Annotated in this window: 26 protein-coding genes; 6 read left to right on the forward strand and 20 right to left on the reverse strand. The window is 38.8% G+C overall.

The window, feature by feature from the left end; all coding sequences use genetic code 11:
- Positions 1-15: 15 nt before the first annotated feature.
- From bshA to AC2YJL_RS16985, 5 genes are read right to left on the reverse strand one after another with little or no spacing between them, the layout of a single operon-like run.
- The gene (gene bshA, locus AC2YJL_RS16965) at positions 16-1,143 is read right to left on the reverse strand and encodes an N-acetyl-alpha-D-glucosaminyl L-malate synthase BshA (RefSeq protein WP_028407960.1); all 1,128 of its coding nucleotides are present in this window, start codon (positions 1,141-1,143) and stop codon (positions 16-18) included.
- A complete protein-coding gene (bshB1, locus tag AC2YJL_RS16970) occupies positions 1,144-1,854 on the reverse strand; it encodes a bacillithiol biosynthesis deacetylase BshB1 (RefSeq protein ID WP_230932086.1) in 711 nt (236 codons plus the stop codon).
- 10 nt (positions 1,855-1,864) lie between these two features.
- On the reverse strand, positions 1,865-2,263 hold the full coding sequence (mgsA, locus tag AC2YJL_RS16975) for a methylglyoxal synthase (protein ID WP_013056092.1): 399 nt from the start codon (positions 2,261-2,263) through the stop codon (positions 1,865-1,867).
- A gap of 12 nt (positions 2,264-2,275) precedes the next feature.
- Entirely contained in the window at positions 2,276-3,076 is an 801-nt protein-coding gene (gene dapB, locus AC2YJL_RS16980) for a 4-hydroxy-tetrahydrodipicolinate reductase (RefSeq protein WP_050690680.1), read from the reverse strand.
- A gap of 13 nt (positions 3,077-3,089) precedes the next feature.
- Positions 3,090-3,419 (reverse strand): nucleotide pyrophosphohydrolase, encoded by a 330-nt coding sequence (locus AC2YJL_RS16985; RefSeq protein ID WP_013056090.1) that lies wholly within the window; start codon positions 3,417-3,419, stop codon positions 3,090-3,092.
- Positions 3,420-3,731: 312 nt separating this feature from the next.
- Between AC2YJL_RS16985 and AC2YJL_RS16990 the strand changes: the two genes are divergently transcribed.
- Positions 3,732-4,598: a YitT family protein gene (locus tag AC2YJL_RS16990; RefSeq protein ID WP_013056089.1), complete on the forward strand. Its 867-nt coding sequence runs from the start codon at positions 3,732-3,734 to the stop codon at positions 4,596-4,598.
- Between the two features lie 29 nt (positions 4,599-4,627).
- Here the strand turns inward: AC2YJL_RS16990 and AC2YJL_RS16995 are convergent, their stop codons facing one another.
- The 4 genes from AC2YJL_RS16995 to AC2YJL_RS17010 form a co-directional block, all read right to left on the reverse strand.
- Positions 4,628-5,305: a zinc metallopeptidase gene (locus AC2YJL_RS16995; protein ID WP_013056088.1), complete on the reverse strand. Its 678-nt coding sequence runs from the start codon at positions 5,303-5,305 to the stop codon at positions 4,628-4,630.
- Between the two features lie 64 nt (positions 5,306-5,369).
- Complete coding sequence (locus tag AC2YJL_RS17000) at positions 5,370-6,146, reverse strand: sporulation protein YpjB (RefSeq protein WP_050690679.1); 777 nt, start codon at positions 6,144-6,146, stop codon at positions 5,370-5,372.
- Positions 6,147-6,230: 84 nt separating this feature from the next.
- Complete coding sequence (locus AC2YJL_RS17005; protein ID WP_230932085.1) at positions 6,231-7,247, reverse strand: CAP domain-containing protein; 1,017 nt, start codon at positions 7,245-7,247, stop codon at positions 6,231-6,233.
- A 190-nt stretch (positions 7,248-7,437) separates the two neighbouring features.
- Entirely contained in the window at positions 7,438-7,857 is a 420-nt protein-coding gene (locus tag AC2YJL_RS17010) for a CBS domain-containing protein (protein WP_230932084.1), read from the reverse strand.
- A gap of 185 nt (positions 7,858-8,042) precedes the next feature.
- Here AC2YJL_RS17010 and AC2YJL_RS17015 point away from each other — a divergent pair, with 185 nt between their 5' ends.
- Positions 8,043-8,402 (forward strand): YugN family protein, encoded by a 360-nt coding sequence (locus AC2YJL_RS17015; protein ID WP_230932083.1) that lies wholly within the window; start codon positions 8,043-8,045, stop codon positions 8,400-8,402.
- A 36-nt stretch (positions 8,403-8,438) separates the two neighbouring features.
- Here AC2YJL_RS17015 and ctaG read toward each other — a convergent pair whose 3' ends face one another.
- From ctaG to cyoE, 6 genes are all read right to left on the reverse strand, one after another.
- On the reverse strand, positions 8,439-9,377 hold the full coding sequence (ctaG, locus tag AC2YJL_RS17020; RefSeq protein WP_230932082.1) for a cytochrome c oxidase assembly factor CtaG: 939 nt from the start codon (positions 9,375-9,377) through the stop codon (positions 8,439-8,441).
- Between the two features lie 57 nt (positions 9,378-9,434).
- Positions 9,435-9,767 (reverse strand): cytochrome c oxidase subunit IVB, encoded by a 333-nt coding sequence (gene ctaF, locus AC2YJL_RS17025; protein ID WP_013082313.1) that lies wholly within the window; start codon positions 9,765-9,767, stop codon positions 9,435-9,437.
- A gap of 4 nt (positions 9,768-9,771) precedes the next feature.
- Entirely contained in the window at positions 9,772-10,392 is a 621-nt protein-coding gene (ctaE, locus tag AC2YJL_RS17030) for a cytochrome c oxidase subunit III (protein WP_013056081.1), read from the reverse strand.
- Positions 10,392-12,257, reverse strand: coding sequence for a cytochrome c oxidase subunit I (gene ctaD, locus AC2YJL_RS17035; protein WP_045293824.1), 1,866 nt, complete (start codon positions 12,255-12,257; stop codon positions 10,392-10,394). The genes ctaE and ctaD overlap by 1 nt, the downstream gene beginning before the upstream one ends.
- 34 nt (positions 12,258-12,291) lie before the next feature.
- Positions 12,292-13,347 carry a cytochrome c oxidase subunit II gene (gene coxB / locus AC2YJL_RS17040; protein WP_013056079.1) on the reverse strand — a complete coding sequence of 352 codons (1,056 nt, stop codon included), beginning with the start codon at positions 13,345-13,347 and terminating at the stop codon, positions 12,292-12,294.
- A 137-nt stretch (positions 13,348-13,484) separates the two neighbouring features.
- Entirely contained in the window at positions 13,485-14,423 is a 939-nt protein-coding gene (gene cyoE / locus AC2YJL_RS17045) for a heme o synthase (protein WP_230932081.1), read from the reverse strand.
- A 504-nt stretch (positions 14,424-14,927) separates the two neighbouring features.
- On the opposite strand from cyoE, the gene AC2YJL_RS17050 reads away from it, so the two are divergent.
- Positions 14,928-15,830, forward strand: coding sequence for a COX15/CtaA family protein (locus AC2YJL_RS17050; protein WP_487374816.1), 903 nt, complete (start codon positions 14,928-14,930; stop codon positions 15,828-15,830).
- A 39-nt stretch (positions 15,831-15,869) separates the two neighbouring features.
- On the opposite strand, the gene pyc is transcribed toward AC2YJL_RS17050, so the two are convergent.
- The 3 genes from pyc to AC2YJL_RS17065 all read right to left on the reverse strand — a co-directional run bounded on the left by pyc (position 15,870) and on the right by AC2YJL_RS17065 (position 21,054).
- Positions 15,870-19,319 (reverse strand): pyruvate carboxylase, encoded by a 3,450-nt coding sequence (pyc, locus tag AC2YJL_RS17055; protein ID WP_230932079.1) that lies wholly within the window; start codon positions 19,317-19,319, stop codon positions 15,870-15,872.
- Positions 19,320-19,453: 134 nt separating this feature from the next.
- Positions 19,454-20,644: an FtsW/RodA/SpoVE family cell cycle protein gene (locus AC2YJL_RS17060; protein WP_014460986.1), complete on the reverse strand. Its 1,191-nt coding sequence runs from the start codon at positions 20,642-20,644 to the stop codon at positions 19,454-19,456.
- Positions 20,645-20,787: 143 nt separating this feature from the next.
- A complete protein-coding gene (locus tag AC2YJL_RS17065; RefSeq protein ID WP_370506486.1) occupies positions 20,788-21,054 on the reverse strand; it encodes an Fpa/YlaN family protein in 267 nt (88 codons plus the stop codon).
- A gap of 281 nt (positions 21,055-21,335) precedes the next feature.
- On the opposite strand from AC2YJL_RS17065, the gene AC2YJL_RS17070 reads away from it, so the two are divergent.
- Positions 21,336-21,836, forward strand: a complete 501-nt coding sequence (locus AC2YJL_RS17070; RefSeq protein WP_013056073.1) for a hypothetical protein — start codon at positions 21,336-21,338, stop codon at positions 21,834-21,836.
- A gap of 37 nt (positions 21,837-21,873) precedes the next feature.
- On the opposite strand, the gene AC2YJL_RS17075 is transcribed toward AC2YJL_RS17070, so the two are convergent.
- A complete protein-coding gene (locus AC2YJL_RS17075; protein WP_013056072.1) occupies positions 21,874-23,202 on the reverse strand; it encodes a PhoH family protein in 1,329 nt (442 codons plus the stop codon).
- Between the two features lie 216 nt (positions 23,203-23,418).
- On the opposite strand from AC2YJL_RS17075, the gene AC2YJL_RS17080 reads away from it, so the two are divergent.
- Positions 23,419-24,018 (forward strand): YhcN/YlaJ family sporulation lipoprotein, encoded by a 600-nt coding sequence (locus tag AC2YJL_RS17080; protein ID WP_013056071.1) that lies wholly within the window; start codon positions 23,419-23,421, stop codon positions 24,016-24,018.
- 26 nt (positions 24,019-24,044) lie between these two features.
- Here AC2YJL_RS17080 and AC2YJL_RS17085 read toward each other — a convergent pair whose 3' ends face one another.
- Positions 24,045-24,500 carry a pyridoxamine 5'-phosphate oxidase family protein gene (locus AC2YJL_RS17085; RefSeq protein WP_028407949.1) on the reverse strand — a complete coding sequence of 152 codons (456 nt, stop codon included), beginning with the start codon at positions 24,498-24,500 and terminating at the stop codon, positions 24,045-24,047.
- Positions 24,501-24,685: 185 nt separating this feature from the next.
- Here AC2YJL_RS17085 and AC2YJL_RS17090 point away from each other — a divergent pair, with 185 nt between their 5' ends.
- On the forward strand, positions 24,686-24,886 hold the full coding sequence (locus tag AC2YJL_RS17090) for a YlaI family protein (RefSeq protein ID WP_013056069.1): 201 nt from the start codon (positions 24,686-24,688) through the stop codon (positions 24,884-24,886).

Raw genomic sequence — 24,886 nt, forward strand, 5'->3', positions numbered from 1 at the left:
AACGTCCTCCATTCTTCAACCCTGTACCAATTTATAATAAAGTTTTTCATATTGACTCACAATCTCTGTTGAATGAAATTTATGATTAACTGCGCTTAGAGACGCTTCCCTCATTTGGTGATGCAGCTGTTCATTTTCAAGTAGCTGAATTGCTTTGCTCGCTGCCTCTTCGACGTCTCCCACTTCGCAAATATATCCTGTTTTTTCGTGTTCAATTACTTCAGGAATTCCGCCTGTATTTGTTCCGATGCATGGAACACCACAAGCCATAGCTTCTAAAAGTACAAGCCCAAAGCTTTCTTTTTCAGATAATAACAATTTTAAATCGCTAATCGAATATAATTCTGCTACATTTTCTTGTTTCCCAAGAAATAACACAGAATCTTGAAGATTTAGCTCTCTTACTAATTGAGACACAACCGTCATTTCAGGGCCGTCTCCTACAAGCAGCAGCTTAGACTGAAGCTTTTTATTAATAATAGCAAATGTTTTGACTATATCTGTAACTCGTTTGACTTGACGAAAGTTTGAAATATGAATAACGACTTTTTCATTTTCTAATATGCCATACTCTGCTTTTAAATACTGAACTTCTTTTTTATGATAAACTCGTTCATCAATAAAATTATACATCGTTTCAATTTCTTTATCTGGACTAATTAAATGGTGAGTTTGATCAACAAGTGACTGAGATACAGCCGTCACTGCATCTGATTTCTCAATTCCAAATTTAATTAAATCTTTTAACGATGGATCCTCTCCTAGAACCGTAATATCTGTCCCATGAAGAGTCGTCACAATTTTCACTTCGTGCTCCACCATTTGTTTAGCTAAAATCCCGCAAACGGCATGGGGGATCGCATAGTGCGTATGAATAATGTCAAGCTTTTCTCTTTTAGCCACTTCAGCCATTTTACTGGATAAAGCAAGATCATACGGAGGGTATTTAAAGACGGAGTACTGATTTACATCTACTTCGTGAAAATAAATATTTGGATATACTTTCGTCAATCTAAAAGGCATGCTAGAGGAAATAAAATGAATTTCGTGCCCCTTTTCAGCCAGCAGCTTCCCTAGCTCCGTTGCTACCACTCCTGAACCTCCAACCGAAGCATAACATGTAATACCAATTTTTAACTTCATTTATTTTCCACCTACTAAATCGTCGTACATCAAAATCGGTTTTTTAGATAAAAAACCTTCACCGTATGCTACCCCGACTTCTTTGCCAAATAATCGCTCTCTGCTCTCTACCGTTTCAATATATCCGTTTACCAGCGGCGTATCAAACGTATCTGCTGTTTTTATAAATTGACTTTCATAAGCCTCTAGACTAGCTACTTTCTTTTGAAACGTGCTTGATACATCTACGATAAAATCTGGCTTATGAAATCCATTTATCATATAGAAATAAAGAGACTCCGTACGATGAGCTTTTTGCTTTTTATAATCGATATAATTTTTAACGCCAGCGGAAAACATGGCCTCTTCTACAAGCTTTGCACAATTTCCATGATCAGGATGACGATCTTCAAAGTAAGGAGCAAATATAATCCTTGGTTGATACGTGCGAATGACTGATGCAATTTCAGCTATATACTCTGCCTTTAAAACCAAACCTCTGTCTGGCAAATGCAGATGAATTCGCTCATGAACACCTAAGACACCAGCAGCTTTGGACGCTTCTTGTTTTCGAATTTCAACCGTTCCATTTGAAGAAAGTTCAGCTTGCGTCAAATCGCAAATAACTACCTTCAAACCTTGTTCACTCATTCTTGCAATGGTTCCACCCATGCCGATTTCTACATCATCGGCATGAGCACCAAAGGCAAGGATATCTATTGTTTCTTTCATTATCTTCACCCTATTTTTTTATAATTGAACGCCAATGCAAATCGCCTCGTTCAAGTCCATGAATTAAAATCTCTGCTGTTCCCATATTCGTTGCAAGAGGAACCGCATAGACGTCACAGAGACGCATCAGAGCTGAAATATCAGGTTCATGAGGCTGAGCTGTTAACGGATCGCGGAAAAAAATAACCATATCCATTTCATTTTGAGCAATTAAAGCTCCTATCTCCTGATCTCCCCCAAGGGGTCCTGATTGAAAGCGGTGAACCTTCAAACCTGTTGCTTCTGAAATACGCGTTCCTGTTGTTCCTGTTGCGAACAGCGAATGTTCCTGTAAAATCGCTTGATAGGCTGTTGTGAATTGTACCATATCATTTTTCTTTTTATCATGTGCAATTAAGGCGATTTTCATTTTTCTCGCTCCTTAGTCAATAATATTTTCTAACCCATATACAAGTGTGTCTACGTTCATAACTGTGTCAACAGCTAGCTTCACACCTGACATAAAAGAAGCACGGTTGTATGAATCATGACGGATTTTTAATGTTTGTCCAAATCCTCCGAACATCACTTCTTGGTGAGCAATCAGTCCCGGCAAACGTACGCTATGTAGGCGGATTCCTTCATAATCTGCACCGCGTGCGCCCTCTAGCAATTCTTTTTCCTCAGGATGACCTTGTTTTTTTGCTTCACGAACTTCACTGATAAGCTCCGCTGTTTTTAAGCCTGTTCCTGATGGTGCATCTAACTTTTGATCGTGATGCATTTCAATAATTTCAACATCATCAAAGTATTTAGCTGCCATTTGTGAAAACTTCATCATTAAAATAGCGCCAATCGCAAAATTAGGTGCAATGATACAGCCAAGTTCCTTCTCTTCAGCAAGCTGCTTTAATTCTTTTAAATCTTCTTCTGAAAAGCCAGTTGTTCCTACAACAGGTCTTACTCCATATGTTAGGGCTGTTTTAGTATGAGCGCGCCCAATTTCAGGTGTTGTCAAATCAACTAAAACATCTGCCTTAACGTCTTCAAAACATTTTTCAATATCCGTGTAGATTGGCGCTTGTACATTTGGCATTCCTTCAATATCACTTATGTATTTTCCTTCATTGATACGATCTACCGCTGCTACTAATTCAAAATGCTCTGTTTCTTCTATTAATAATACAGCTTCTTTTCCCATACGACCTCTTGGTCCTGCAAGTACAATTCGAATTTTGTCCATTCTTTTTCTCTCCTTAGTCTTCTTTTTTCGTCCAGCGATCTTTGTCACGCGTATTAAATTTATTCATAACGCGATCATGCGCTTCTTGTAAATCGATATTTAATGAATTTGCAAAGCAAATTAATACAAATAAAATGTCGCCCATTTCTTCTTCGACCGTACGTTCTGCTTCAGTCGTTTTCTTCGGCTTTTCACCATAATAGTGGTTAATTTCGCGCGATAATTCGCCCACTTCTTCCGACATTCGCGCAAGCATAGCAAGAGGACTAAAATATCCTTCTTTAAATTGGCTAATATATGCATCAACTTCTTGCTGCATTTGCTCCATCGTTTTTTTTGACATCTTTTTATTTCACCTCTTTTAGAAGTACACTCAGCTTACTATTATAACATCTTTACTTCAAATTATTTAGTGTAATTACTTCTTCTTACCAAGCCTTTGTCAGATGCTCTTTCACAATATTCCTCACGTTTCCCTTAATTCTCAAAAATCTGTCTATATTTTACGAATTGAGGATACTACTAATACATAGCACTAGAAGAAACATCATCACTTTTTACTATTTTCAAAAATCTTTTCGATAGTTATTTACGAAATGAAATATATTCCTTTATGATAAGGTAGTGCAAAAACGGTCATAGGAGGTTTGTAAGTATGAAAGGTCTCAGATTTAAAAATATTATTTTTATACTGCTTGGTGCTGCCATATTTGCGTTTGGACTTGTTAATTTTAACATGCAAAACAATTTAGCTGAAGGTGGATTCACAGGCATTACCCTGCTTTTATTTTTCTTATTTAACATTGATCCCTCTTATTCTAACTTAGTGTTAAATATTCCTTTGTTTTTTGTAGGGTGGAAACTATTAGGGAGAACAGCCTTTATTTATACCATGCTCGGAGTCGTCAGCTTATCGCTATTTTTATGGATATTCCAGCGCTTCCCGGTGAATATGCCCCTGCGTCATGATATGACTCTAGCAGCTCTTTTTGCCGGTGTTTTTATTGGAGTGGGCCTTGGCATTATTTTCAGGTTTGGAGGAACAACTGGAGGAGTCGATATCATCGCACGTGTTGTTCAAAAATATATCGGGTGGAATATGGGGAAAACGATGTTTCTTTTTGACTTTATTGTGATTAGTGCGTCTCTCATTTATTTATCCTACCGAGAAGCTATGTACACACTTGTTGCAGTCTTTGTCGCTGCACGGGTTATTGACTTTATGCAAGACGGCGCGTATGCCGCTAAAGGAGCAACGATCATTTCAAATCATAACGAAGCCATATCGGATAAAATTATGAAAGAAATGGATCGAGGCGTGACGATTTTAAAAGGCCAAGGTTCTTTTTCTAAGCAAGATACTAACGTGCTATACTGCGTGGTTAGTAAAAATGAAATTTTCCGTTTAAAGCAAGTTATTACTTCTGTAGATCCACACGCATTCGTTGCAGTTACGGATGTTCATGATGTCTTAGGCGAAGGCTTTACCCTTGATGAAAATAAAAAACCGCTTGAAAGATAAAAAAATACCGCTAATGCGGTATTTTTTTATTAGTCGTCGTTATTCATTCCTGTATAAATCATGATTAAACGAACCAATTCAAGAACTGCTACTGCGGCGGCTGCTACGTATGTTAAAGCCGCTGCGTTAAGCACTTTGCGCGTCTCGCGCTCTTCATCATTTCGAATTGCTCCGACTGAGACGATTTGCGTCATTGCTCGGCTTGAAGCGTTAAATTCAACAGGCAGTGTTACAACTTGGAATACGACCGCTGCTGCCATGAAGATAATACCTAACAATAGCAACGGCTTAATCGACGCGATAATTCCAATCATAATTAAAATCCAAGAAGCGTTTGATCCAAGGCTTGCCACCGGCACAAGCGAGTGGCGAAGACGTAAAAACGAATAGTTTTCTTTGTCTTGAATCGCGTGTCCCACTTCGTGAGCCGCAACGGCAGCGCCTGCGACAGAGGTTCCGTAATAGTTGTCTTCTGACAAACGAATGACTTTTGAACGAGGATCATAGTGATCTGATAAAAATCCGCCTACAGGCTCTACGTGAACGTTGTACAACCCGTTCTCATCCAAAATTTTTCTTGCTACTTCTGCGCCTGTCATTCCTGATGAGTTGCTTACTTGTGAATATTTTTTGTAAGCACTTCTCACCTTAAACTGTGCCCAAATTGGCACAAGGATAATAATGAGAAAATAAATCAAAAAGCTCATTTACCCACACCTTTCATTATGTGTTTGACTACTCTTTTATTTTAGACAATTCTGCGCTTTTACGTCAATCATTACGCCCTCTAGCTGACTTTCTTTTCTGGTCAGCGAAGTATTTTCGCGCTCCTACATAAAAAAGTGTAGCAATAATAATACTTCCGGTGGTAATTGTAACCCAAATAAAAGACGGGTCTGTGCGATTTTCCTTTACTTGTTCAAAAAAATCTTTCAAGTTTTGTTCCATTTGGTTAAACTGCTTATCGTTAATTTCACTTAGCGTTCCTTCAGTTTGTAAAAAGTGAACATCCGCGCTCACACGCTGTACGTAGGGAGACGACACGTCTACCTGCGCGCTCGGTAAGATCATATCATACTCCTTCAAAAATTGCTTAAGCTGCGCTTCGTAAGCCGCTTGTTCTCCTTTTACCGCTTCATTTCGCATCTCTTTAAATGTTGCTAGCATACTGCCTTCGAGCTCAGTCCACATAGGCTGATGCTTGCTGTGAAGCGCATCGACTAATAATCGAAATTGAGTAGCTTTTTGAAGACGTTCTTCATCACTGGAATCAGAAGATAAAAGAGACCTTTCTACCTGTTCATAACAAAGAGTTAAAATACGTATATCTTCGGCCGATACGCCCAAAGAAGCTGTATTGAGACTGGTAAATTCATTCGAAAAGTTTCTGAACAAATGTTGGGCTGCTTTATACTCCTTTTGCTCTACAAGCGATAGCGTTTGATCAGATAAGTTATCAAGCTTTTCCCACTGCCCTTCAGCTGCATGTACAGTAGTCGTATATGCAAAGAAAAGTACGAGCAATATTCCTACTATTCTTCCTTTCATTCTCGTCCCTCCTCTAACCTCTACTAAAACTTATGAGAAAGAGGACAAGAGTAGACCTATTTTCAAAAGGAAGTTTTAAACTTACTATTCATTCATCGGAGTGATAAAGTTTTGCGTATAATATTTTTCATATACACCTACACCAAGACGCGTAAACTCTTTATTGAGTAAAGCCTTACGATGTCCCTCACTATTAAGCCACCCTTCAACCGCAGCGATTCCATCCTGATAATTCGAGGCAATATTTTCGCCCGCGATACGGTATACTACATCACCTTTTTGCAGACGGTTGCCTAAATCACCTTGTGCTGGTGAAACGTGAGAGAAATAGTTTAAGTCGCTCATTTCTTTGCTGTGTAAATAAGCTACTCCGGCAGTGGCTTCGTCCCAAGCTAAAGGTGACAGCTGAAACCGGTCTCGAATTACATTTGTAATATCGATAATTTGCTGCTCTTCTCCTTCTTGGACACTTTTCCACTCCTCCGATGTCAATGACGGAGCTGTGGGAAGCTCGCCGCGATAAACAATTTCGTACGGACGCTGTTTTAATAGCGTGTCCATGTCCATAATTCGAATACTTGAGATTGTATTAAGGAACTGATCAAAATATAGTTGGACGTATACATCTCCATATTTAATAATGGGACGCATTTTCATATCCTCTTCACTCAGACGAAATCGGTATTCATTTCCGTCTTTTTGAAGCGTGAGTTCGGATGAAAGTGAAACTCTTTTTTCTACTTCCTCTCGCTTCTCACCAATCTCAAAAGGATCTGTATTTGTTTTTGAGCCAATGACGTATACAGATACGACTTGATTATTTTCTACTCCTACCTGCACATACGTTTGACGATTCTTTTTGTAAATCCACCAGTCATAGCCATATGCAGAAGAATCAATACGATCCGGCTCTCCAAGCATTCCAATTAACTGTTCTGAATGATCTCCAATGAGTCTCATCATATTTTCACTTTGTTTTTCATAAGAAGCCACTTCTTGTGTGGGCTGACTTTTGGAATCCGTTTGGTTTTGCTCAATATTTTGACCCGTTAGATATTTTTCTAGCTGAGGTAAATAATCCTCAGCGTATACAAATGCCACTATTAATACGAGAATAAAAATAACTTTTTTCAGCTTTTCTTCCTCTCCTTACACCTGTTTTCTTTACCTGTTTAACTTATTTTTATCTCTATTATACATGCATTCAAAAAAAAATAGCTATCGGTATGGAGGAAACAAAAGAAAAAGCCAACTATTTACGAATATACTGCAAACAGTTGGCTTTCACTTTTTAATGCGTTTGTTGTGAAATGTCTGAGAGCGCTTCTCCTGCACGTTCATTTGCATAGCGAAACGTTGATAAATCACCTAGCGATACAATCCCTACTAGCTTTTGATTGTCCACAACGGGAAGACGACGGATTTGATGTTGAGCCATAAGCTTAGAAGCTTCTTCTACAGAGGCTTCCGCTGTAATAGTTATAAGCTCTTCACTCATAACATCCGTTACTTTACTTGAATTCGGCTTCTTTTCTGCAATGCCTTTTATAACTAAGTCTCGATCTGTAATCATTCCTACTAGCTGATCTCTATCGACAATTGGAATTGCTCCTACATTCCATTCCTTCATTTTCACTGCTACTTCATATACGTTATCAAGCGTGGTGCATGTTTCCGTATCAGCTGTCATTACCTCTTGTACAGTTTTCATTGTTTTATCCTCCTTTACATCGTGTGCTCGTTTTATAGTGTGACCAACTTTTTAGTAAACTTTCGTATTTAAAACGTTTAAATAAAAATAGATAACGTTTACATTTTTCCTTATTAGATATTGCAAGTTTTATCCATTCGGCTTATGATTTAATTGGGGTATATCTGTTTTGGGAGGGAGTTCATATGAAATTTGAATATGCAAAATTTGATTCATTAAAGGTTGATTTAGATTTATTAGATGAGATTATGCATCAATTTGGTCTGGTCCGCGCCGGACAATGGGATTATGAACGCGTCACGTACGATCGAAAATTCGAGTTTCAGCGAGATACCTTCTATTTGCGAGTCCAAGGACATGCTATTTCAGGCGACGTAGGGGGCAGGCATGCTGTTATTCATCTTATGACACCTCTACTAGGCAAACATTATTATCCTCACGGTTTAGAATATGGAGACGGCGAATATTTTCCGCCATCCCTTGTAGAACAGTGTGAAAAGATATTAACACAAATCAAATCACAGCTTGAAACCGTTCAGCTATAGAATTAGAAAAAGCGCAGTAATTAGACTGCGCTTTTTTTAATTCAAAGGAGGAGTAGACGGAAATTCCTTTGGTTTTATATCTTGAGGCTCGGTAAAATCGGGCATGTACGTATCTTTCTCTCGTTCTTTTCGAGCCCACTGAAAAAAAATAAAGCCTAAAACCGTTCCATATACAATTTCTTGAATGATCTTCATAATAACGCCGCCTAGCTGCTGATCTTCCACGGGCGGCAGCGTATTAAACATCTCGGGAGCAAGCTGTCCTAAACTGGCAATCATAGAAGGCGGTACACAAAGGGAAAGAGCTTGTACCCAAGCGCTTGAGTCTGTATACGTCGCATATAAAGAATGATTTGCAAAAATAATTAACGCGCACGCTGGAGTAAGGAGTACGCCATCTGCAAAAATGTAGCCAAGCTTTTTTAGAGAACTTAGCGTTTGTTCTTCTTCTAGCTGATTAACGAGTGGCCACCACATGCAAAATGCAGCGATAAATAATACAACACTCACAATTCCGTGGAGCATCATATCCGTTTTAATAACATCAAAAAGCAGCGGAATATGATACAAAGAAAATAACCCATTGAATAACAGTAGCGCAATTAAGGGCTTTGTAAAGAATTTAAAAATAGGTTTAACCCCTCTTACATAAATAACAGAACGAGCTAACCACGGCGGAATTCCTAAAATAAAAAGCGGAGGAATCACCAAGTAAACGATTGCCATTTGCGTCATATGAGCACTAAACATAAAATGCCCCAGTAAATCTACAGGTCCTCCTTTACATATATATAAAAGAACCATGCTAATAACAAAATACGATTTTGTTTTTCTGTTTACGGCCACCGCTCCTGTAAAATTCCCTCTCCATCTACCAACAATAAAAAAATATAAGACGGTTACCAGACAAATGGTTAAAAAATAGTAAGGACTCCAAAGTGCTTCAAAACCAAACATCTGCAAATTGTTAATCAACGTCTATTCCTCCTTCTACAGATGATGAAAAGGACTGGCGCATGCCAGCCCTTTTCTTTACCACCAAATAATGGTTACAAAAGCTAAAATGGTTAAAAGAGCTACCAATACGCCTGAATACAAGAAAAATGCTGGTATGGTATGTCCTTTGTGGTTCATATGCATGAAATAATAAAGTTGAAAGATGACTTGAACAACGGCCAAGAGCACAATCACCGGCATAATGTACCATCCGCTAAACTCTTGATAAACCGCAAAAAAAGCAATTAGCGTTAGAAACAACATCATCCCAAAAGAGATAACTTGCATCTTCATATCTTCTGCGTTTCTTTTTTTACGATAATCTAAATTGAGCCTTGGGTTATCTGAGTTTGATTGATTTGTCGTCATCAGCTTATCCCACCATTCCCATTAAATATACAACCGTGAAAATAAAGACCCACACAACATCGATAAAGTGCCAGTATAAACTTGCGACATAATATTTAGGAGCGTTATATAAGTTTAACCCTCGCTTCGCATTTCGAATCATCAAAGAACCAATCCAAAGCAATCCGAACGTTACGTGAGCTCCGTGTGTCCCAACCAGCGCGTAGAAAGAAGAACCGAATGCGCTGCTTGTAAACGTATGTCCTTCATGAACATAATGCCTGAACTCATAAATTTCTAGCCCTAAAAACGCTAAACCTAAAAGCCACGTAACGCCTAACCATAGCTGCATCTTTTTAAATTCAAAATTTTTCATATGATACATAGCATATACGCTTGTTAGTGAACTTGTTAATAAAATCATGGTGGCTGCAAAAACAAGCTTAATATCAAACAATTCTTCTGGCTTAGGTCCTGACATCGTTGAATTACGCAAAGCTAAATAAGTAGCAAAAAGTGAAGCAAACAAAACCGTCTCTCCGCCTAAAAAGAGCCAAAAGCCAGTAAATTTATTTTTCCCTTCAAGCGTTGCTTTTTCAGGCGAAGCAGGGAAAGTTTCAGCAGTTAGCTTTTGTTCAGTCTCCATTACATCTTCGCCTCCTTGTCATCATCAACTAAGTCTTCTTTGTGAATATGGAAGCCGTGATCATCAATCCATGAACGGAAGAACATTGATAAAAACATGACGATCATTCCGATAATCCCTACAACATCTCCCCATGCATGATCATTTCGATACAAAAAGCCAATCCCTGCAATAAACATTCCAAGCGATATCATAAATGGAATAAACGACGAGTTTGGCATATGAATATCACCAAGGGGTTCGGCTGGCGTCATTTCTTTATTTCCTGCCATTTTTTCAATCCAATATGCATCTAACCCCCGTACAAGCGGCGTTTGTTTAAAGTTATACTCTGGAGGCGGAGATGAAATAGCCCATTCTAATGTACGTCCGTCTCCCCAAGGGTCTCCTCCTACCCTTTGTCCTTTGGCAGTTGTTTTTATAATATTAACCAGTAAAATGAGCGTAGCAACCGCCATGAAAGCAGCTCCTGATGAACTGATTGCATTCCCAAGGTCGAGACCTTGATTAGGTAAGAACGTCCATACGCGGCGAGGCATCCCCATTAGGCCTAAGAAATGCTGAATAAAGAACGTTAAATGGAAACCAATCAAAAAGAGCCAGAACGTTGCTTTGCTTAACTTTTCATCTAACATCTTCCCAAACATTTTTGGCCACCAGTATGTGACACCTGCTAATATAGCGTATACGACACCGCCTACGATAACGTAATGGAAGTGAGCAACGATAAAATAAGAATCTTGAAATTGATAATCTGCAGGTGCTACAGCTGCCATAACTCCTGTTACTCCCCCGATAACAAATGATGGAATAAAGGCGACAGCATACAGCATTGGAGAAGTAAACTCAATACTTCCTCCCCAAAGCGTAAACAGCCAGTTGAAAATTTTAATTCCAGTTGGAACGGCGATAGCCATCGTAGCGACAGCAAAAATGGCATTTGCAATTGGACCAAGTCCGGTTGTGAACATGTGGTGAGCCCACACCATGAACCCTAAAAATCCGATTAATACGGTAGCAAAAACCATCGACGAGTACCCGAATAATCTCTTTCTTGAAAAAGTAGGTAAAATTTCAGAGAAAACACCAAACGCTGGAAGAATCAAAATATATACTTCCGGATGACCGAATATCCAGAAAAGATGTTCCCAGATAATGGTGTTCCCACCCATTGTGGCGTCAAAAAAGTTTCCCCCGAATAAGCGGTCAAAAATCATTAAAAACAATCCAACCGTTAGTGCTGGAAACGCAAACAAAATAAGAGCTGATGCAACAAACGTCGTCCACGTAAACAGCGGCATACGCATATAAGTCATACCTGGCGCCCTCATGTTAATGATTGTTACGAGAAAGTTGATACCTGAAATCAATGTCCCGGCTCCGGAAATCTGCAAACCTATCGCATAAAAATCAATTCCGTGACCAGGTGATGCAATAGACAGCGAAGCATATGATGTCCAACCTGCATCAGGTGCTCCTCCTAAAAACCAGCTTAGATTTAAAAAGAGTCCCCCAAAGGCAAACAACCAAAAACCTAACAAATTTAAAAACGGAAATGCTACATCTCGAGCTCCAATTTGCAGCGGAACAACTGCATTCATCATGGCAAAAAGAAGCGGCATTGCGGCTAAGAAAATCATTGTTGTTCCATGCATTGTTAAAATTTCGTTATACGTTCCTGCACTGACAAAGTCATTGCTTGGTATAGCCAGCTGAATACGTATAAATAGCGCTTCCACTCCTCCGACTAGAAAAAAGATACCGCCGGCAATTAAATAAAGAATGGCGATTTTCTTATGGTCAACGGTTGTCATAAAGTCCCAAATTGTTCCACCTACACCCTTCTTTTGACTGAGTGTACTCATCGCTAAACCTCCCCTTTTAAAAACGACTGGACGTTTATTTTTCTTTTAAACTCATTAAATAGTCTGCTAGCTCATTCACTTGTTCATCTGTTAAGTCAGGATATGTACCACTCATCTTATTACCCGGCTTAACTTTTTCAGGGTCTTTTAACCATTTTTTGATATTTTCCTTGTTGTGAGGAAGCACCCCAGCTACACGCTCACGTTCAGAAAAACCGGCTAAGTTTGGTGCTTGACGGGCTTGCTCTGGACGATTATCTTTAACGTCAACAGCATGACATCCGATACAGCTTTCATTAAAGACCTCTTGACCAGCTTTTGCGGATGCTGTTTCTACATCAGGCTTTGCTTTTTTCAAATCTTTTGCCCACGTATCAAATTCACCGCTTGATACAGCCCGTACTTTAAAGTCCATAAGAGAATGAGATGGACCGCAAAGCTCAGCACATTTTCCGTAGAAAACCCCGTTAGCTTCCTTCGATTTTTTAGAATCGAACACTAGCCAGAATTTATTATCATTTTCTGTGTTAGCATCGAGCTTTCCTCCAACTGAAGGAATCCAGAATGAGTGCTTGACGTCAGAAGCTTTAATATTAAAGTAGACTTTTTTATCCGTTGGAACAACTAGATCTTGCGATGTAATAATTTTTTGATTAGGATACTCAAATTCCCACCAGTACAAGTTAGCGCGCACATTTACTACGACAGCATCTTTGTCCTTCATTCCTTTTACATCCGCTAGCTTAAATGTGGAGATGACCGTTGGAACAGTCAAAATAATCAGCAGCAAGATAGGAATCACTGTCCATATAATTTCTAACTTTCTGCTCCCCTCTACTTGCTTTGGAATCACATTTTCTTCGCCTTTGCGACGACGAAAGCGCAGAATAACAAATATAAAGATAATGGTGACAACAATAATAACTAAAACCATGATGGCTGTACTAAGCAGCATAAGCGAATATTGTTCTTCAGCTACCTCACCTGCAGGCTTAAGTGTTGACAAAAACGGTTTTCCACAGGCCGATAACACGAATGCAAGCAGCGTAAATAACGACAAAACACGAAAGTTCAATCGCCATTTTTTCATACCATTCCCCAACCTCTCTTTCATTGACGTGATTTCATCTATGCCCTCTTGAGCATAAAACTTATTCCTTCTATAATGAATTCTACATGTAGAAGAAATCCCCCTTGTGCAGTGTCGCATTCAGTGAAAGATTTTATCTAGGCAAAAAGCGTTGCGACAATCATTGAGACAAATAAAATAGTTAAATAGTTTAGTGAGTAGACAAACATCATGCTAGCCCACTTTGTGTCTTCTTGTTTATTGTATTGAGCAAATCCTAAAAATAGCCATCCTATGTTTAAAACAGTGGCCAAAATTAGAAATGGAGTGCCTAATTCGTATAAATAAAGAGGTAATGGCAACAAACAAGCAATCCAAATGAGAATCTGTCGTTTTGTCAGCTCAAACCCGTGTACAACAGGCAACATAGGGATTCCCGCTGCCCGGTATTCTTCACATCTTCGCATAGCAAGAGCTAGAAAATGAGGCGGCTGCCAAATAAACATGATTAGAAATAATACCCAAGCTACTACATGTAAATTGGGATCGATAGCGGCCCATCCAATTAAAGGCGGAACAGCGCCTGATATACTTCCGATTACTGTATTAATTGTGTATAGTCTTTTGGACCACATGGTGTAAAGAACTACATATGTAAGTATTCCTGCTAATCCGATGAGAGCGGCTACGGAAGAAACAACTAGTAGCATAAGCAAGCCGGTTAACGTAAAACCGATTCCAATCCCAAGGACCGTCAAAGGTGCAAAACTCCCTGTCACTGTAGGTCGTCCCTTTGTTCGTTCCATTAGAGGGTCAATGTCACGATCTATGTAATTGTTCAAACTGCATGAACCGGCGATGATAAGTGAAGAACCTATTAAAGTAAAAAATGCTTTATCCAGGTTTTCTAAGAAGTGTTGTTCGTTGAAGAAAAGAGCTAGCCAAAAACCAGTAAAGGTGGTGATGAAATTTGAGTTGACTATTCCAATTTTAATCGTAGCTAAAAAATCTGACCAAACGGAACTATTTTCGCTTACATAAGCTGTGTTAGGCGATGCAGAAAGCGTTGAATCTTCCACCATTTTTGAATCTTCCATGGCGCTTCCTCCTTTACTCATCCACAGACTTTTATCTAGTAAATAAAGAGTCTATAAATGAAGGCGTTTTCAACATATTTTTACAAAAATCTCCTCTTTGTTCACAAAGAAGTCATATTTCTCTCACCAAAGCTACTTAAAAGCTTCACATGTAAACGATAAAATAGTAGAGAAATATCTATTTCTCATGTTTATTAAACCATATTTTGCCGTCACTTTGTGAAGAATTCATGAAAAAAATATGGATTTTTTTTGTCATGAGCTAAATGCATGTCCCTGTGACTTGTTAAAAGATATTTGTGCAAGTAAAATAGTTTTCTATACGGTACCTTTTACATATCTGCAGAGTCAAACTTATGAACAAACCTTACACTTTCTACCATTATAACAAATTCAATCAAGTTTATGGAGAATAAATGAAATTTATGTTTAATATACAAAAAGATTAGGATAAATTGTTTAGCTCGTTATATTACTTACTTTGCTTTTAGGATGGTGATTATTGTGCGACTTGGATTAAAGTTTTTATCCGTTGTGACGAGCATGGCCATGTTACTTATTCTGCTTGGCGGTGCCCTTGTCACGAAAACTGGTTCAGCAGACGGGTGCGGAGATTCTTGGCCTCTGTGTAATGGACAGCTCATTCCTGACCCTTTAACATTTGAAACCGTTGTTGAATTAAGCCACCGCTTAGTTTCTGGCGTGTCGGGCTTTCTTGTGCTCGCTTTATGCATATGGGCATGGATTTCACTAGGACATATAAAAGAAGTTAGACCTTTAGCGTTTATCTCTTTTTTCTTCCTAGTACTGCAAGCATTAATTGGGGCTGCTGCTGTTATGTGGGGGCAATCAGACGCAGTGCTTGCTCTTCATTTTGGTATTTCCCTTATTTCGTTTGCTTCTGTGCTGCTGTTAACACTTATTATCTTTGAAGTGGATCAAAAGCTCGACTCAATTAATATACAGCTAGGCTCTAAAATGAAAAAACACATTTACGGGGTTATCTTATACACGTATGCTGTTGTGTACACGGGCGCGCTTGTTCGCCATAAAGAAGCTAGCTTGGCTTGTCCAGACGTTCCATTTTGTTCAAACGGAAACGGTTGGCTACCTGTTGATTTGAATCAGTGGATTCAAATGGGACATCGATTCGCTGCTGTTTTAACGTTTGTATGGATATTAGCTGCCTTTATCCATGCAGTTAAATATTATCGCCATCAAAAAAATATTTTTTACGGATGGTTAGCCGCTCTCATTCTAGTTATTTTTCAGGCGGTTTCCGGTATGCTTGTTGTTGTCACACGTCTGCAGCTAGAGCTCGCGCTTGCTCATTCTTTAATTATCTCTTTCCTATTCGGTGTATTAAGCTACTTAACCTTAATTGCAACGCGTCATACACATAATTGATCAAAAAAGGTACGAGCTCAGAGCTCGTACCTTTTTTAATTAGCTTTCTAATTCAATTAATAGATCTCCCGGCTGGATGCCATCTCCATTCGACACGTGTACTTGTTTAATCACGCCGTCAAATGGTGCTTGCACGGTTGTTTCCATTTTCATTGCTTCTGTGATCATTAAGTGATCACCTTTTGAGACTTTATCGCCCTTTTCTACTACTACTCGAATAACGGTTCCAGGCATTGAAGCGCCGATGTGGGCTGGATTTGCTTGGTCGGCTTTTTGTTTTGCCGTAACGGTTGTTTTGACACTTTCGTCTTTAATCACGACTTCACGAGGCTGACCGTTCAATTCAAAGTATACCGCTCGCGTACCGTCTGCCTGCGGTTCTCCAATGGATACAAGGCGGACAATTAAGGTTTTTCCTTTTTCAATCTCAATTTCAACCTCTTCTCCTAAACGCATGCCGTATAGGAAAGTCGGAGTATCAAGAACAGAAATGTCCCCGTATTGTTCGACTGCTTTGTGATAATCCATAAATACTTTTGGATACAGCGCATAAGCAATGGCATCAAAACTCGTTACTTGACGATTTAAGTCTTTAAACAGCTTTTCTTTCACTGCATCAAAATCCACATCTTCTAACAGTTCTCCAGGACGAACTGTAATAGGTTTTCTGCCTTTTAGAATGATGCGCTGAAGCTCTTTAGGGAATCCCCCGTGAGGCTGTCCTAAATACCCTTCAAACAATTCAATAACTGAATCCGGGAAGTCAAGCGTTTCACCGCGCTCAAACAGCGTTTCTTCTGTCAAGTTGTTTTGGACCATAAACAATGCCATATCTCCAACTACTTTTGATGATGGCGTAACTTTTACAATATCACCAAATAACAAATTCACGCGTGAATACATATCTTTTACTTCATCCCAGCGGTTTCCTAAACCAACTGCTTTTGCTTGTTGCTGTAAGTTGCTATATTGACCGCCTGGCATTTCATGCTCGTACACTTCCGTATGAGGAGCGTTCATGCCGCTTTCGAAGTCTTGGTAATATTTTCGCACGTCTTCCCAATAGTACGAAAGCTGTTCTAGATTTTTAATATCCAGATTTGGTCTGCGGTCCGCACCTTCTAATGCGTAATAAAGAGAGTTAGCACTTGGCTGAGACGTTAAGCCTGCCATTGAGCTTACGGCTACGTCTACAATGTCTACGCCTGCTTCAATTGCTTTTGCATACGTGTATACACCGTTTCCGCTTGTATCATGCGTATGAAGGTGGATTGGAATATCAACCGTTTCTTTTAGAGCCGATACTAAATCATAAGCTGCCTGTGGTTTTAAAAGACCCGCCATATCTTTAATGCCTAGGATATGTGCTCCAGACTGCTCAAGCTCTTTTGCTAAGTTCTTGTAGTAATCCAAATCATACTTACGGCGCGTCGGATCTAAAATATCACCTGTATAACACATCGCTGCTTCTGCAATCTTTCCTGTTTGACGAACAGAGTCAATTGCAAGAGTCATTCCTTGCACCCAGTTTAAGCTGTCAAAGATACGGAAAACATCAATACCTGCATAAGCTGATTTTTCAACAAATTCCTTAATTACATTATCAGGATAGTTTTTATATCCAACCGCATTTGACGCGCGAAGAAGCATTTGGAAAAGAACGTTTGGCGCTTGTTGACGTAAAGTAAGCAAGCGATCCCACGGATCTTCTTTTAAGAATCGATAAGCGACATCAAACGTTGCTCCCCCCCACATTTCCATAGAAAATAAATCTGGAAGCAAGCGTGCAGTTGGGTTAGCTACTTGTTTTAAGTCGTTTGTACGGATACGCGTTGCTAAAAGAGACTGATGGCCATCACGGAAGGTTGTATCCGTTAATAGCACTTCCTTGCGTTCTTTCACCCAATTTACTAGCCCTTCAGCGCCTTTTTCATCTAAAATCTGCTTTGTTCCGTTTTGAATTGGTTTGCTTATATCCACACTAGGAACGCGCGGTTTCGTAAAGATCGGCTTTTTCTTTTCCGATACACCTGGGAATCCGTTTACCGTAACATTCCCAATGTATGTAAGCATTTTAGTTCCGCGGTCTTTTCGCTTCGGAAAAACAAAAAGTTCAGGCGTTGTGTCAATAAATGATGTATCATAAGCACCTGTTAAGAACTTATCATGCTTCACTACATTTTCAAGAAACGGAATATTTGTTTTAATTCCTCGAATACGAAATTCTTTTAAGTTCCGTACCATTTTTGATGCGGCTTGATCGAATGTTAATGCCCATGTTGTTACTTTTACTAACAGTGAATCATAATAAGGCGTAATTACAGCACCTTGGAAGCTGTTTCCCGTATCTAAGCGTACGCCAAAACCGCCACCAGAACGATAAGCCATAATCTTACCCGTATCCGGCATAAAATTGTTTAACGGATCTTCTGTCGTTACACGAGATTGAATCGCATATCCATGTACGTGAATTTGATCTTGTGCAGGAATGGATACTTCCTTGCTGTGAAGTGCATAGCCGTCTGCAATTAAAATTTGCGATTGAACGATATCAATACCTGTAATCATTTCAGTAATTGTGTGCTCTACTTGAACACGTGGATTTACTTCAATAAAATAAAAATCATTTCCTGATACTAAAAATTCTACTGTACCAGCATTTATGTACTGCACTTTTTCCATCAGCTGCACAGCTGCTTCACAAATGCGGAGACGTAAGTCTTCATCTATAGAAACACTTGGTGCTACTTCTACTACTTTTTGGTGACGACGCTGCACAGAACAGTCGCGCTCATAAAGATGCACAACATTTCCTTGTTCATCACCTAAAATTTGCACTTCAATATGTTTTGGATTTTCAACTAATTTCTCGACATACACTTCATCATTACCAAAAGCCGCTTTTGCTTCTGATTTGGCACGGTCATAAGCTTCATTCAGGCTGTCTGCATCGCGAACGATACGCATGCCTCGACCGCCTCCGCCCAAAGCCGCTTTGATCATTAGAGGATATCCATGCTGATTAGCAAATTCTTTTGCTTCGTCAATTGAATCAATAGGACCATCCGTACCAGGAATAACGGGAATATCTGCATGAATAGCCTGGTGACGTGCTTTTACTTTATCGCCAAACATATCAAGATGCTTGGATTTTGGGCCAATAAAAATAATGCCTTCTTCTTCGCAACGTTTCGCAAATTGGATATTTTCTGACAAAAAACCATAGCCAGGGTGAATAGCATCTACATCATGAGACTTAGCAATGTCGATGATGCCTTCTATATCCAAATAAGCATCAATCGGTTTTTTCTCCGCTCCTACTAAATAGGCTTCATCCGCTTTGTAACGGTGATAAGAACCTGCGTCTTCCTTAGAATAAATTGCAACAGTCCGAATATTCAGTTCAGTACATGCTCGAAATACACGAATCGCAATTTCTCCTCGGTTTGCTACTAATACTTTTTTGATTTTTTTAGTTACAAAACTCATGTTGCTAATCTCCTCTCAATTTCGTATAAACTTCAATATATAGCAAAATTAGATAAAAGAAAAGCAAAAATCAATGGAAAATGATAAAACTCCAATAAATTTTTGCTTTTTTTACACAATTTTTTTCACGAAAATCAATCGCTTGTTGTTGATGTATTGTTCGGATGTAGCACAATATTTTCCGTATTTTTCTGTTTTTTATTTTGATAATTTACGAAAAACGAAATATTTACAATAATTCCCATAGATACCATCAGCGTTAGCAGCGAAGACCCTCCGTAACTGATAAACGGAAGCGTGACGCCGGTAATCGGAATGAGTCCCGTAAGCCCTCCAAGGTTAATGCCTGTTTGAATACCTATCATACTGGCTACTCCAATACAAATCATGCTAGCAAACGGATCCTGAGATTTTTTAGCCAGCATTAAAATCCTGAAAATTAAGAAGCCTAAAAGACCCAGCACGAGCATAACTCCAAAGAACCCTAATTCTTCTGCAATAATAGCCATAATGAAATCGGTATGGGGCTCCGGAAGATAACCATACTTTTGTACACTTTCTCCTAAACCAAGGCCTTTTAAGCCTCCTGTACCTATTGCTAAATATGAATTAACCAGCTGATAACCAGTTCCTTGAGCATTGGCAAACGGATCTGATGCACCGGTAAAACGGCCAATTCGATTGGCAGTAAACTGACCTGTAAAAAAACCAATTGTAATAATTACCGTAAGCAAAATGATACCTAGTGCTAGCATGCGGAAAAAGGTTTTTTTAGAGATTCCCGAACATAGCATAATTGTCACGGCAATAGCAAAAATAATTGATCCCGTTCCAAGGTCAGGCTGAATAGCTACAAAGCCTAATATTAAAAATACAAGACCCATAGGTCCAAAAAAAGCTTTTTTGATGTTGTCAATATACTCTTGCCTTTTAGACAAAACATACGATAAGTATAAAATGACAACAAGCTTGGCATACTCAGCCGGCTGCATGTTTGCCCCGCCAAGCTGCAGCCAACTTTGCGCATTGTTACTCGTATGACCCATTACAAACACAAGCAAAAGCAGTACAAAAATGCCTAGAATCGCATAAGGCAGTATTTTAGGATACAGCTTGTAAGGTGTTAGCATTGTTAAAATGAACAATACAAGCGTAAAAGCAAGCCACATTTTTTGTCTGTTGTAAAAGAAATCGCTTGACGTATGATATCTTGTAATACTTACAATCATACTTGAACTGTAAACCATAACTAGTCCAACCGCACAAAGAAGCAGCACTGGAATTACAATCGAATAGTCAAAATGCCTAAATATTTTTTTTACCATAACCCTCTTCCTTTAAAAATGACGTGTTTCTGTTTCGTTTCATCTTTTATGTACAAATTTGAGTAAATCAGGAAATTTCAACCACCTGTAATAAAAAACTCAAACTACGTTTGTATATAGTTTGAGTTTCGATCGCGTGATTTTTATTTTTTTGTAAACGCTTCATGCAGTGCAGAAAGTTCACGCTCGAGGCGGTCTAGCAATGTTTTTCCAACACGTTCATCAATTAAACCAAGACGAACTGCAAAATCAATTTCTCTTGATAAACCAAACATTTGTGTATCTAAAACCTCTTCATAAAGAGGACATTGTGGCATTGTTAAGTTATCCATTTGAACTTGAATTAATTGCAAAATCTTATCTGCATCAGCTTTTAACAACGCATACGCTTTTTCACGATGATCTATCATTGTCTCAGGCGTCAAACTCAATCCCTCCGTTCGCGAGCGATTACCTAATCTATCTCTCAATTTTAAAGGCTATGCTCCAAAAAAGCAAGGATAAACATGTCCGTGAGGCTGGCCGTCTTTTTTATACTGTTACTTTCTCAAAAGCATTACCATAGATGTAGGGAATTTCGCACTTTCGTTGACTCTTACATTATATCATACGAGAATCACTCTCAACTAAATTTTTTCATCAAAGTGACAAATAAGTAGAAAGCGCTTATACTTTTAGCAAGGGGGCATTTATGATGAATTCAATTATTATGTTAAAAGGAAAAGTAAAATATACGCTGACACTCGACCCAAGCGTGTGGATTTTCGATGACCGCAAGCTCGATATGGACGTTTTCTTTGAACATCCACCGGAGCAAAAAGACGAGACAGAAGCGTACACAAAGGCTGTTTCGAAGCATTGGGACCGTGAAATTCAAGAAGGAGCCGTCTTTCCTCCTACGTTAAAAACCGAAAAGAAATTCAAAAAACAGGAGCTAGTAAATGGAACATTTGGCATTTTATTTGCACCTTTTCTAGCTAACGCTTCACCTACTGAAGAAGCTACCAACGTTTCATTTAAAACAAAAGACGCGCTAATTTCTTTTTCATTAGAAGAAGCGCAAAAACTAATCTTTGGTTTCAGCCAAGATGGAAAGCCTCTTAGAGAAGATGGGCCTATCTATGTCTATTTACCTGACGGATCTAACCGAAATAACCCTATTAAATATGTGGAAGAAATCATCGTTACATAATAAAAGAAGCGGGGTTCCAAAAGGAACCCCGCTTTTTTTAAAGAATATCAGCTGCTAATTGTGCCAGTCCTGAGCGCTCTCCTTTGATTAACCGAACGTGGCCCGATACTTTTTGCTCTTTAAACTTTTCGACTACGTACGTTAATCCGTTGTTATACTCATCTAAATAAGGATGATCAATTTGAGCCGGATCTCCCATAAGGACAATTTTACTCTTTTCCCCTACCCTTGTTAAAATTGTTTTAATTTCATGCTTCGTTAAATTTTGCGCTTCATCAATAATAATGAACTGTTCCGGAATGCTTCGGCCTCTTATATACGTCAAGGCTTCCACTTCTATTGAACTGAGCCCCGCTAGAATCGCATCCAGTTCTCCAGGCTTCTTAGTGTTGAATAAGTACTCTAGGTTATCATAAATTGGCTGCATCCATGGACGAAGCTTCTCCTGCTTTTCTCCTGGCAAGAATCCAATATCTTTCCCTAAAGGAACAATTGGACGAGCTACAAGTAGCTTTTTAAAACATCCTAGATCTTCCGTCTGCATAAGTCCTGAAGCTAAAGCAAGCAGCGTTTTACCCGTACCTGCCTTTCCAATTAACGTGACCAGTTGAACGTCGTCTCTAAGAAGAAGTTCTAACGCCATAATTTGCTGAACATTTCGAGGTTTGATTCCCCAGATATGATCATATTCAAATAAAAGCTTTTTTACTTTTGTTGTTGTTTGATCAACAATGCCGATGGCTGATCCGGATCCCCCAAATGCATCTTTCATCACTAAGAATTGATTTGCAAAAAAGGAGTGGTTCGCAATTTGAGACGTTAGCAGTTCTCCTTTTTCGTAAAATTGACTCAGCAGTTCTTTTGCAATATAGACTTCCGAAAAGCCTGTATAAATACTATTAAATTCCACTACTCGATCACTTAAAAAATCTTCTGCTCTTAAGCCGATTGCGTCAGCCTTCACACGTACCAACACATCTTTACTCACTAGTATCACTTCACGTCCATCTTCTTTTGTTTCCTCTTCAAGAGATAGATTTTTAGCAACAGCTAAAATTCGATTATCATTTGTTTTTTCCACAAAGATTTCTTGAAGCTGTTGAAAAGAGCGATGATTGAGTTCAATTCGCAAATGGCCCCCATTTTCTAAAGGGATTTTCTCATATAACTTTCCATGTTGTCTCAAGTTATCAATGAGTTTGGATACCTGCCTTGCATTTCGTCCGACTTCATCCATATTTCTTTTTTTCGAATCAACTTCTTCTAGCACAACGGCCGGAATCACTACTTCGTTATCATCAAATGAAAAAATTGAATGCGGATCTTGTAATAAAACATTCGTATCTAATACATAAATTTTTCCCAATAATTCAGCCTCCTACTCCGATTGTTTTTCCTGTAAGGAGTGAAACAAGGCACCCATCCATTTATATACTATGTAACGCACATGTGTGAAGTGACCTTAAATGGACGGACCATTTTCTTTAAATATATGAACACGTGTATAAAGATAGAAGAACTATTAGAAACTAAATACAAATTACTACAAAAAATGAGTCATTCATAAGGAGGAGTCTCCCACATGAACAAATTTTTTCTATCCATTAGCTTATGTTTTATTACACTAACCGGCTGCAACAATAACCAAGCAGATGTTGAAGAAGGGCAAAAAACAGATCGAATTGTACAGGTTAAAAATTCATCTCCTGAACGCTCACACAAGCGTACTGCTAATGAAATATCAGCTCATTTAGTTGAACTGGCTTCAAGCGTTCCGAATGTAAATGATGCTACTGCCATTGTGCTCGGTAAGTATGCAATCGTAGGCATTGACGTCGGCAAAGATATTGATCGTTCAGAAGTAAGTTCTATCAAATATACAGTTGCCGAAGGTCTGAAAGCTGATCCGTACGGCGCTAATTCTGTTGTTATTGCAGATCCTGATACGGTCGCTCGGCTAAAACAAATTGGAAATGAAATTCGCAAAGGTCGTCCGGTTACAGGGTTTTTAGATGAATTAGCAGCCATTGTAAACCGAGTGATGCCTGAATTTGCAGAAGAAATCCGCCGAAATCCTAGCTCAACAGATACAAATAATCAAAAATTAAATAATAAACAAGAGCAAAATTTAAAGAATGAGCAGGAAAAACAATCTAATAATCATCTTCAAAAAAACGAATAAGAAAGTCGCTTAGCGGCAGGCTGCTGCTAAGCTTTTTTTATCGCTTCAATTACTTGCCTATCGAGTTTAGCAGCTGCTACTGGATCATAGGTCTTTTCATATGAAGGGTTTACTGAAATCTTAGAACCATAGAACATGACGTCTCTTACTTCATTAATATCTAGTTCAATTAGCGTCAGCTTTAAAGCTACTCCTTCTAACTTTTCTTGCACTACCTCAGCTATTCCGCTGATTGAGTAGCATGATTCATTAGCAAGAATATTTACCACTGCTTTATTCGTATGTTTAATGTTTTCTACAATCCTCGATTTGACATCTACGGCAAATCGAATTTTTTGTTTAGTCGGAGCTACTAACCACGAAATGGCACTAACATTTGGACCGTTTGTTTCAAAATCAATAGTTGAAATGGTTGCAAATCTCTCTGTCTGTAGCTCATCGTATAATGCATCTACTAGTTGAGTCTCGACTTCGTTGGCCATTTTCATCCCTCCTACTGTTTATGTACTTACTAGTTACTATCTTCGAGCTACCAAGCAAAATTACCTGCTTCTTTAGGAATGTTTTCCTATCGTTTCTTTTCTACTGAGAGATAGCACCGCAAAAAAACTTTATAAAACAAGAATTTTCGGCTAGAATGATGTATAGAGAAGTTGAGGTGATAGAAATGAGAGTACAATGTGTCATGTGCGATAAAATTGAAACAATTGAGGATGAAACGCTTGTGGCAAAACGACTGCGCAACCGTCCTATCCATACATATATGTGCAATGAATGTTCTGAACGGATTGAAAAACGAACAAAAGAACGCATAGCTACTGGTAACTTTAAACTATATGAGTCGAAAAAGACAGAGGAGGATTGGTAA

The organism is Priestia sp. SRI_019, from assembly GCF_057586255.1.

Bases quoted from the DNA above. Each gene is read 5' to 3' on its own strand.
- dapB (WP_050690680.1), bottom strand. From the start codon at position 3,076: ATGGACAAAATTCGAATTGTACTTGCAGGACCAAGAGGTCGTATGGGA.
- AC2YJL_RS17065 (WP_370506486.1), bottom strand. From the start codon at position 21,054: ATGATAGATCATCGTGAAAAAGCGTATGCGTTGTTAAAAGCTGATGCA.
- AC2YJL_RS17085 (WP_028407949.1), bottom strand. From the start codon at position 24,500: ATGGCCAACGAAGTCGAGACTCAACTAGTAGATGCATTATACGATGAG.
- bshB1 (WP_230932086.1), bottom strand. From the start codon at position 1,854: ATGAAAGAAACAATAGATATCCTTGCCTTTGGTGCTCATGCCGATGAT.
- AC2YJL_RS16995 (WP_013056088.1), bottom strand. From the start codon at position 5,305: ATGAGCTTTTTGATTTATTTTCTCATTATTATCCTTGTGCCAATTTGG.
- AC2YJL_RS16990 (WP_013056089.1), top strand. From the start codon at position 3,732: ATGAAAGGTCTCAGATTTAAAAATATTATTTTTATACTGCTTGGTGCT.
- mgsA (WP_013056092.1), bottom strand. From the start codon at position 2,263: ATGAAAATCGCCTTAATTGCACATGATAAAAAGAAAAATGATATGGTA.
- AC2YJL_RS17080 (WP_013056071.1), top strand. From the start codon at position 23,419: ATGAACAAATTTTTTCTATCCATTAGCTTATGTTTTATTACACTAACC.
- AC2YJL_RS17070 (WP_013056073.1), top strand. From the start codon at position 21,336: ATGATGAATTCAATTATTATGTTAAAAGGAAAAGTAAAATATACGCTG.
- coxB (WP_013056079.1), bottom strand. From the start codon at position 13,347: ATGAAAAAATGGCGATTGAACTTTCGTGTTTTGTCGTTATTTACGCTG.
- bshA (WP_028407960.1), bottom strand. From the start codon at position 1,143: ATGAAGTTAAAAATTGGTATTACATGTTATGCTTCGGTTGGAGGTTCA.
- ctaE (WP_013056081.1), bottom strand. From the start codon at position 10,392: ATGGAGACTGAACAAAAGCTAACTGCTGAAACTTTCCCTGCTTCGCCT.
- pyc (WP_230932079.1), bottom strand. From the start codon at position 19,319: ATGAGTTTTGTAACTAAAAAAATCAAAAAAGTATTAGTAGCAAACCGA.
- AC2YJL_RS17060 (WP_014460986.1), bottom strand. From the start codon at position 20,644: ATGGTAAAAAAAATATTTAGGCATTTTGACTATTCGATTGTAATTCCA.
- cyoE (WP_230932081.1), bottom strand. From the start codon at position 14,423: ATGGAAGATTCAAAAATGGTGGAAGATTCAACGCTTTCTGCATCGCCT.
- AC2YJL_RS17090 (WP_013056069.1), top strand. From the start codon at position 24,686: ATGAGAGTACAATGTGTCATGTGCGATAAAATTGAAACAATTGAGGAT.
- AC2YJL_RS17010 (WP_230932084.1), bottom strand. From the start codon at position 7,857: ATGAAAACTGTACAAGAGGTAATGACAGCTGATACGGAAACATGCACC.
- ctaD (WP_045293824.1), bottom strand. From the start codon at position 12,257: ATGAGTACACTCAGTCAAAAGAAGGGTGTAGGTGGAACAATTTGGGAC.
- AC2YJL_RS16985 (WP_013056090.1), bottom strand. From the start codon at position 3,419: ATGTCAAAAAAAACGATGGAGCAAATGCAGCAAGAAGTTGATGCATAT.
- AC2YJL_RS17000 (WP_050690679.1), bottom strand. From the start codon at position 6,146: ATGAAAGGAAGAATAGTAGGAATATTGCTCGTACTTTTCTTTGCATAT.
- ctaF (WP_013082313.1), bottom strand. From the start codon at position 9,767: ATGACGACAAATCAATCAAACTCAGATAACCCAAGGCTCAATTTAGAT.
- AC2YJL_RS17015 (WP_230932083.1), top strand. From the start codon at position 8,043: ATGAAATTTGAATATGCAAAATTTGATTCATTAAAGGTTGATTTAGAT.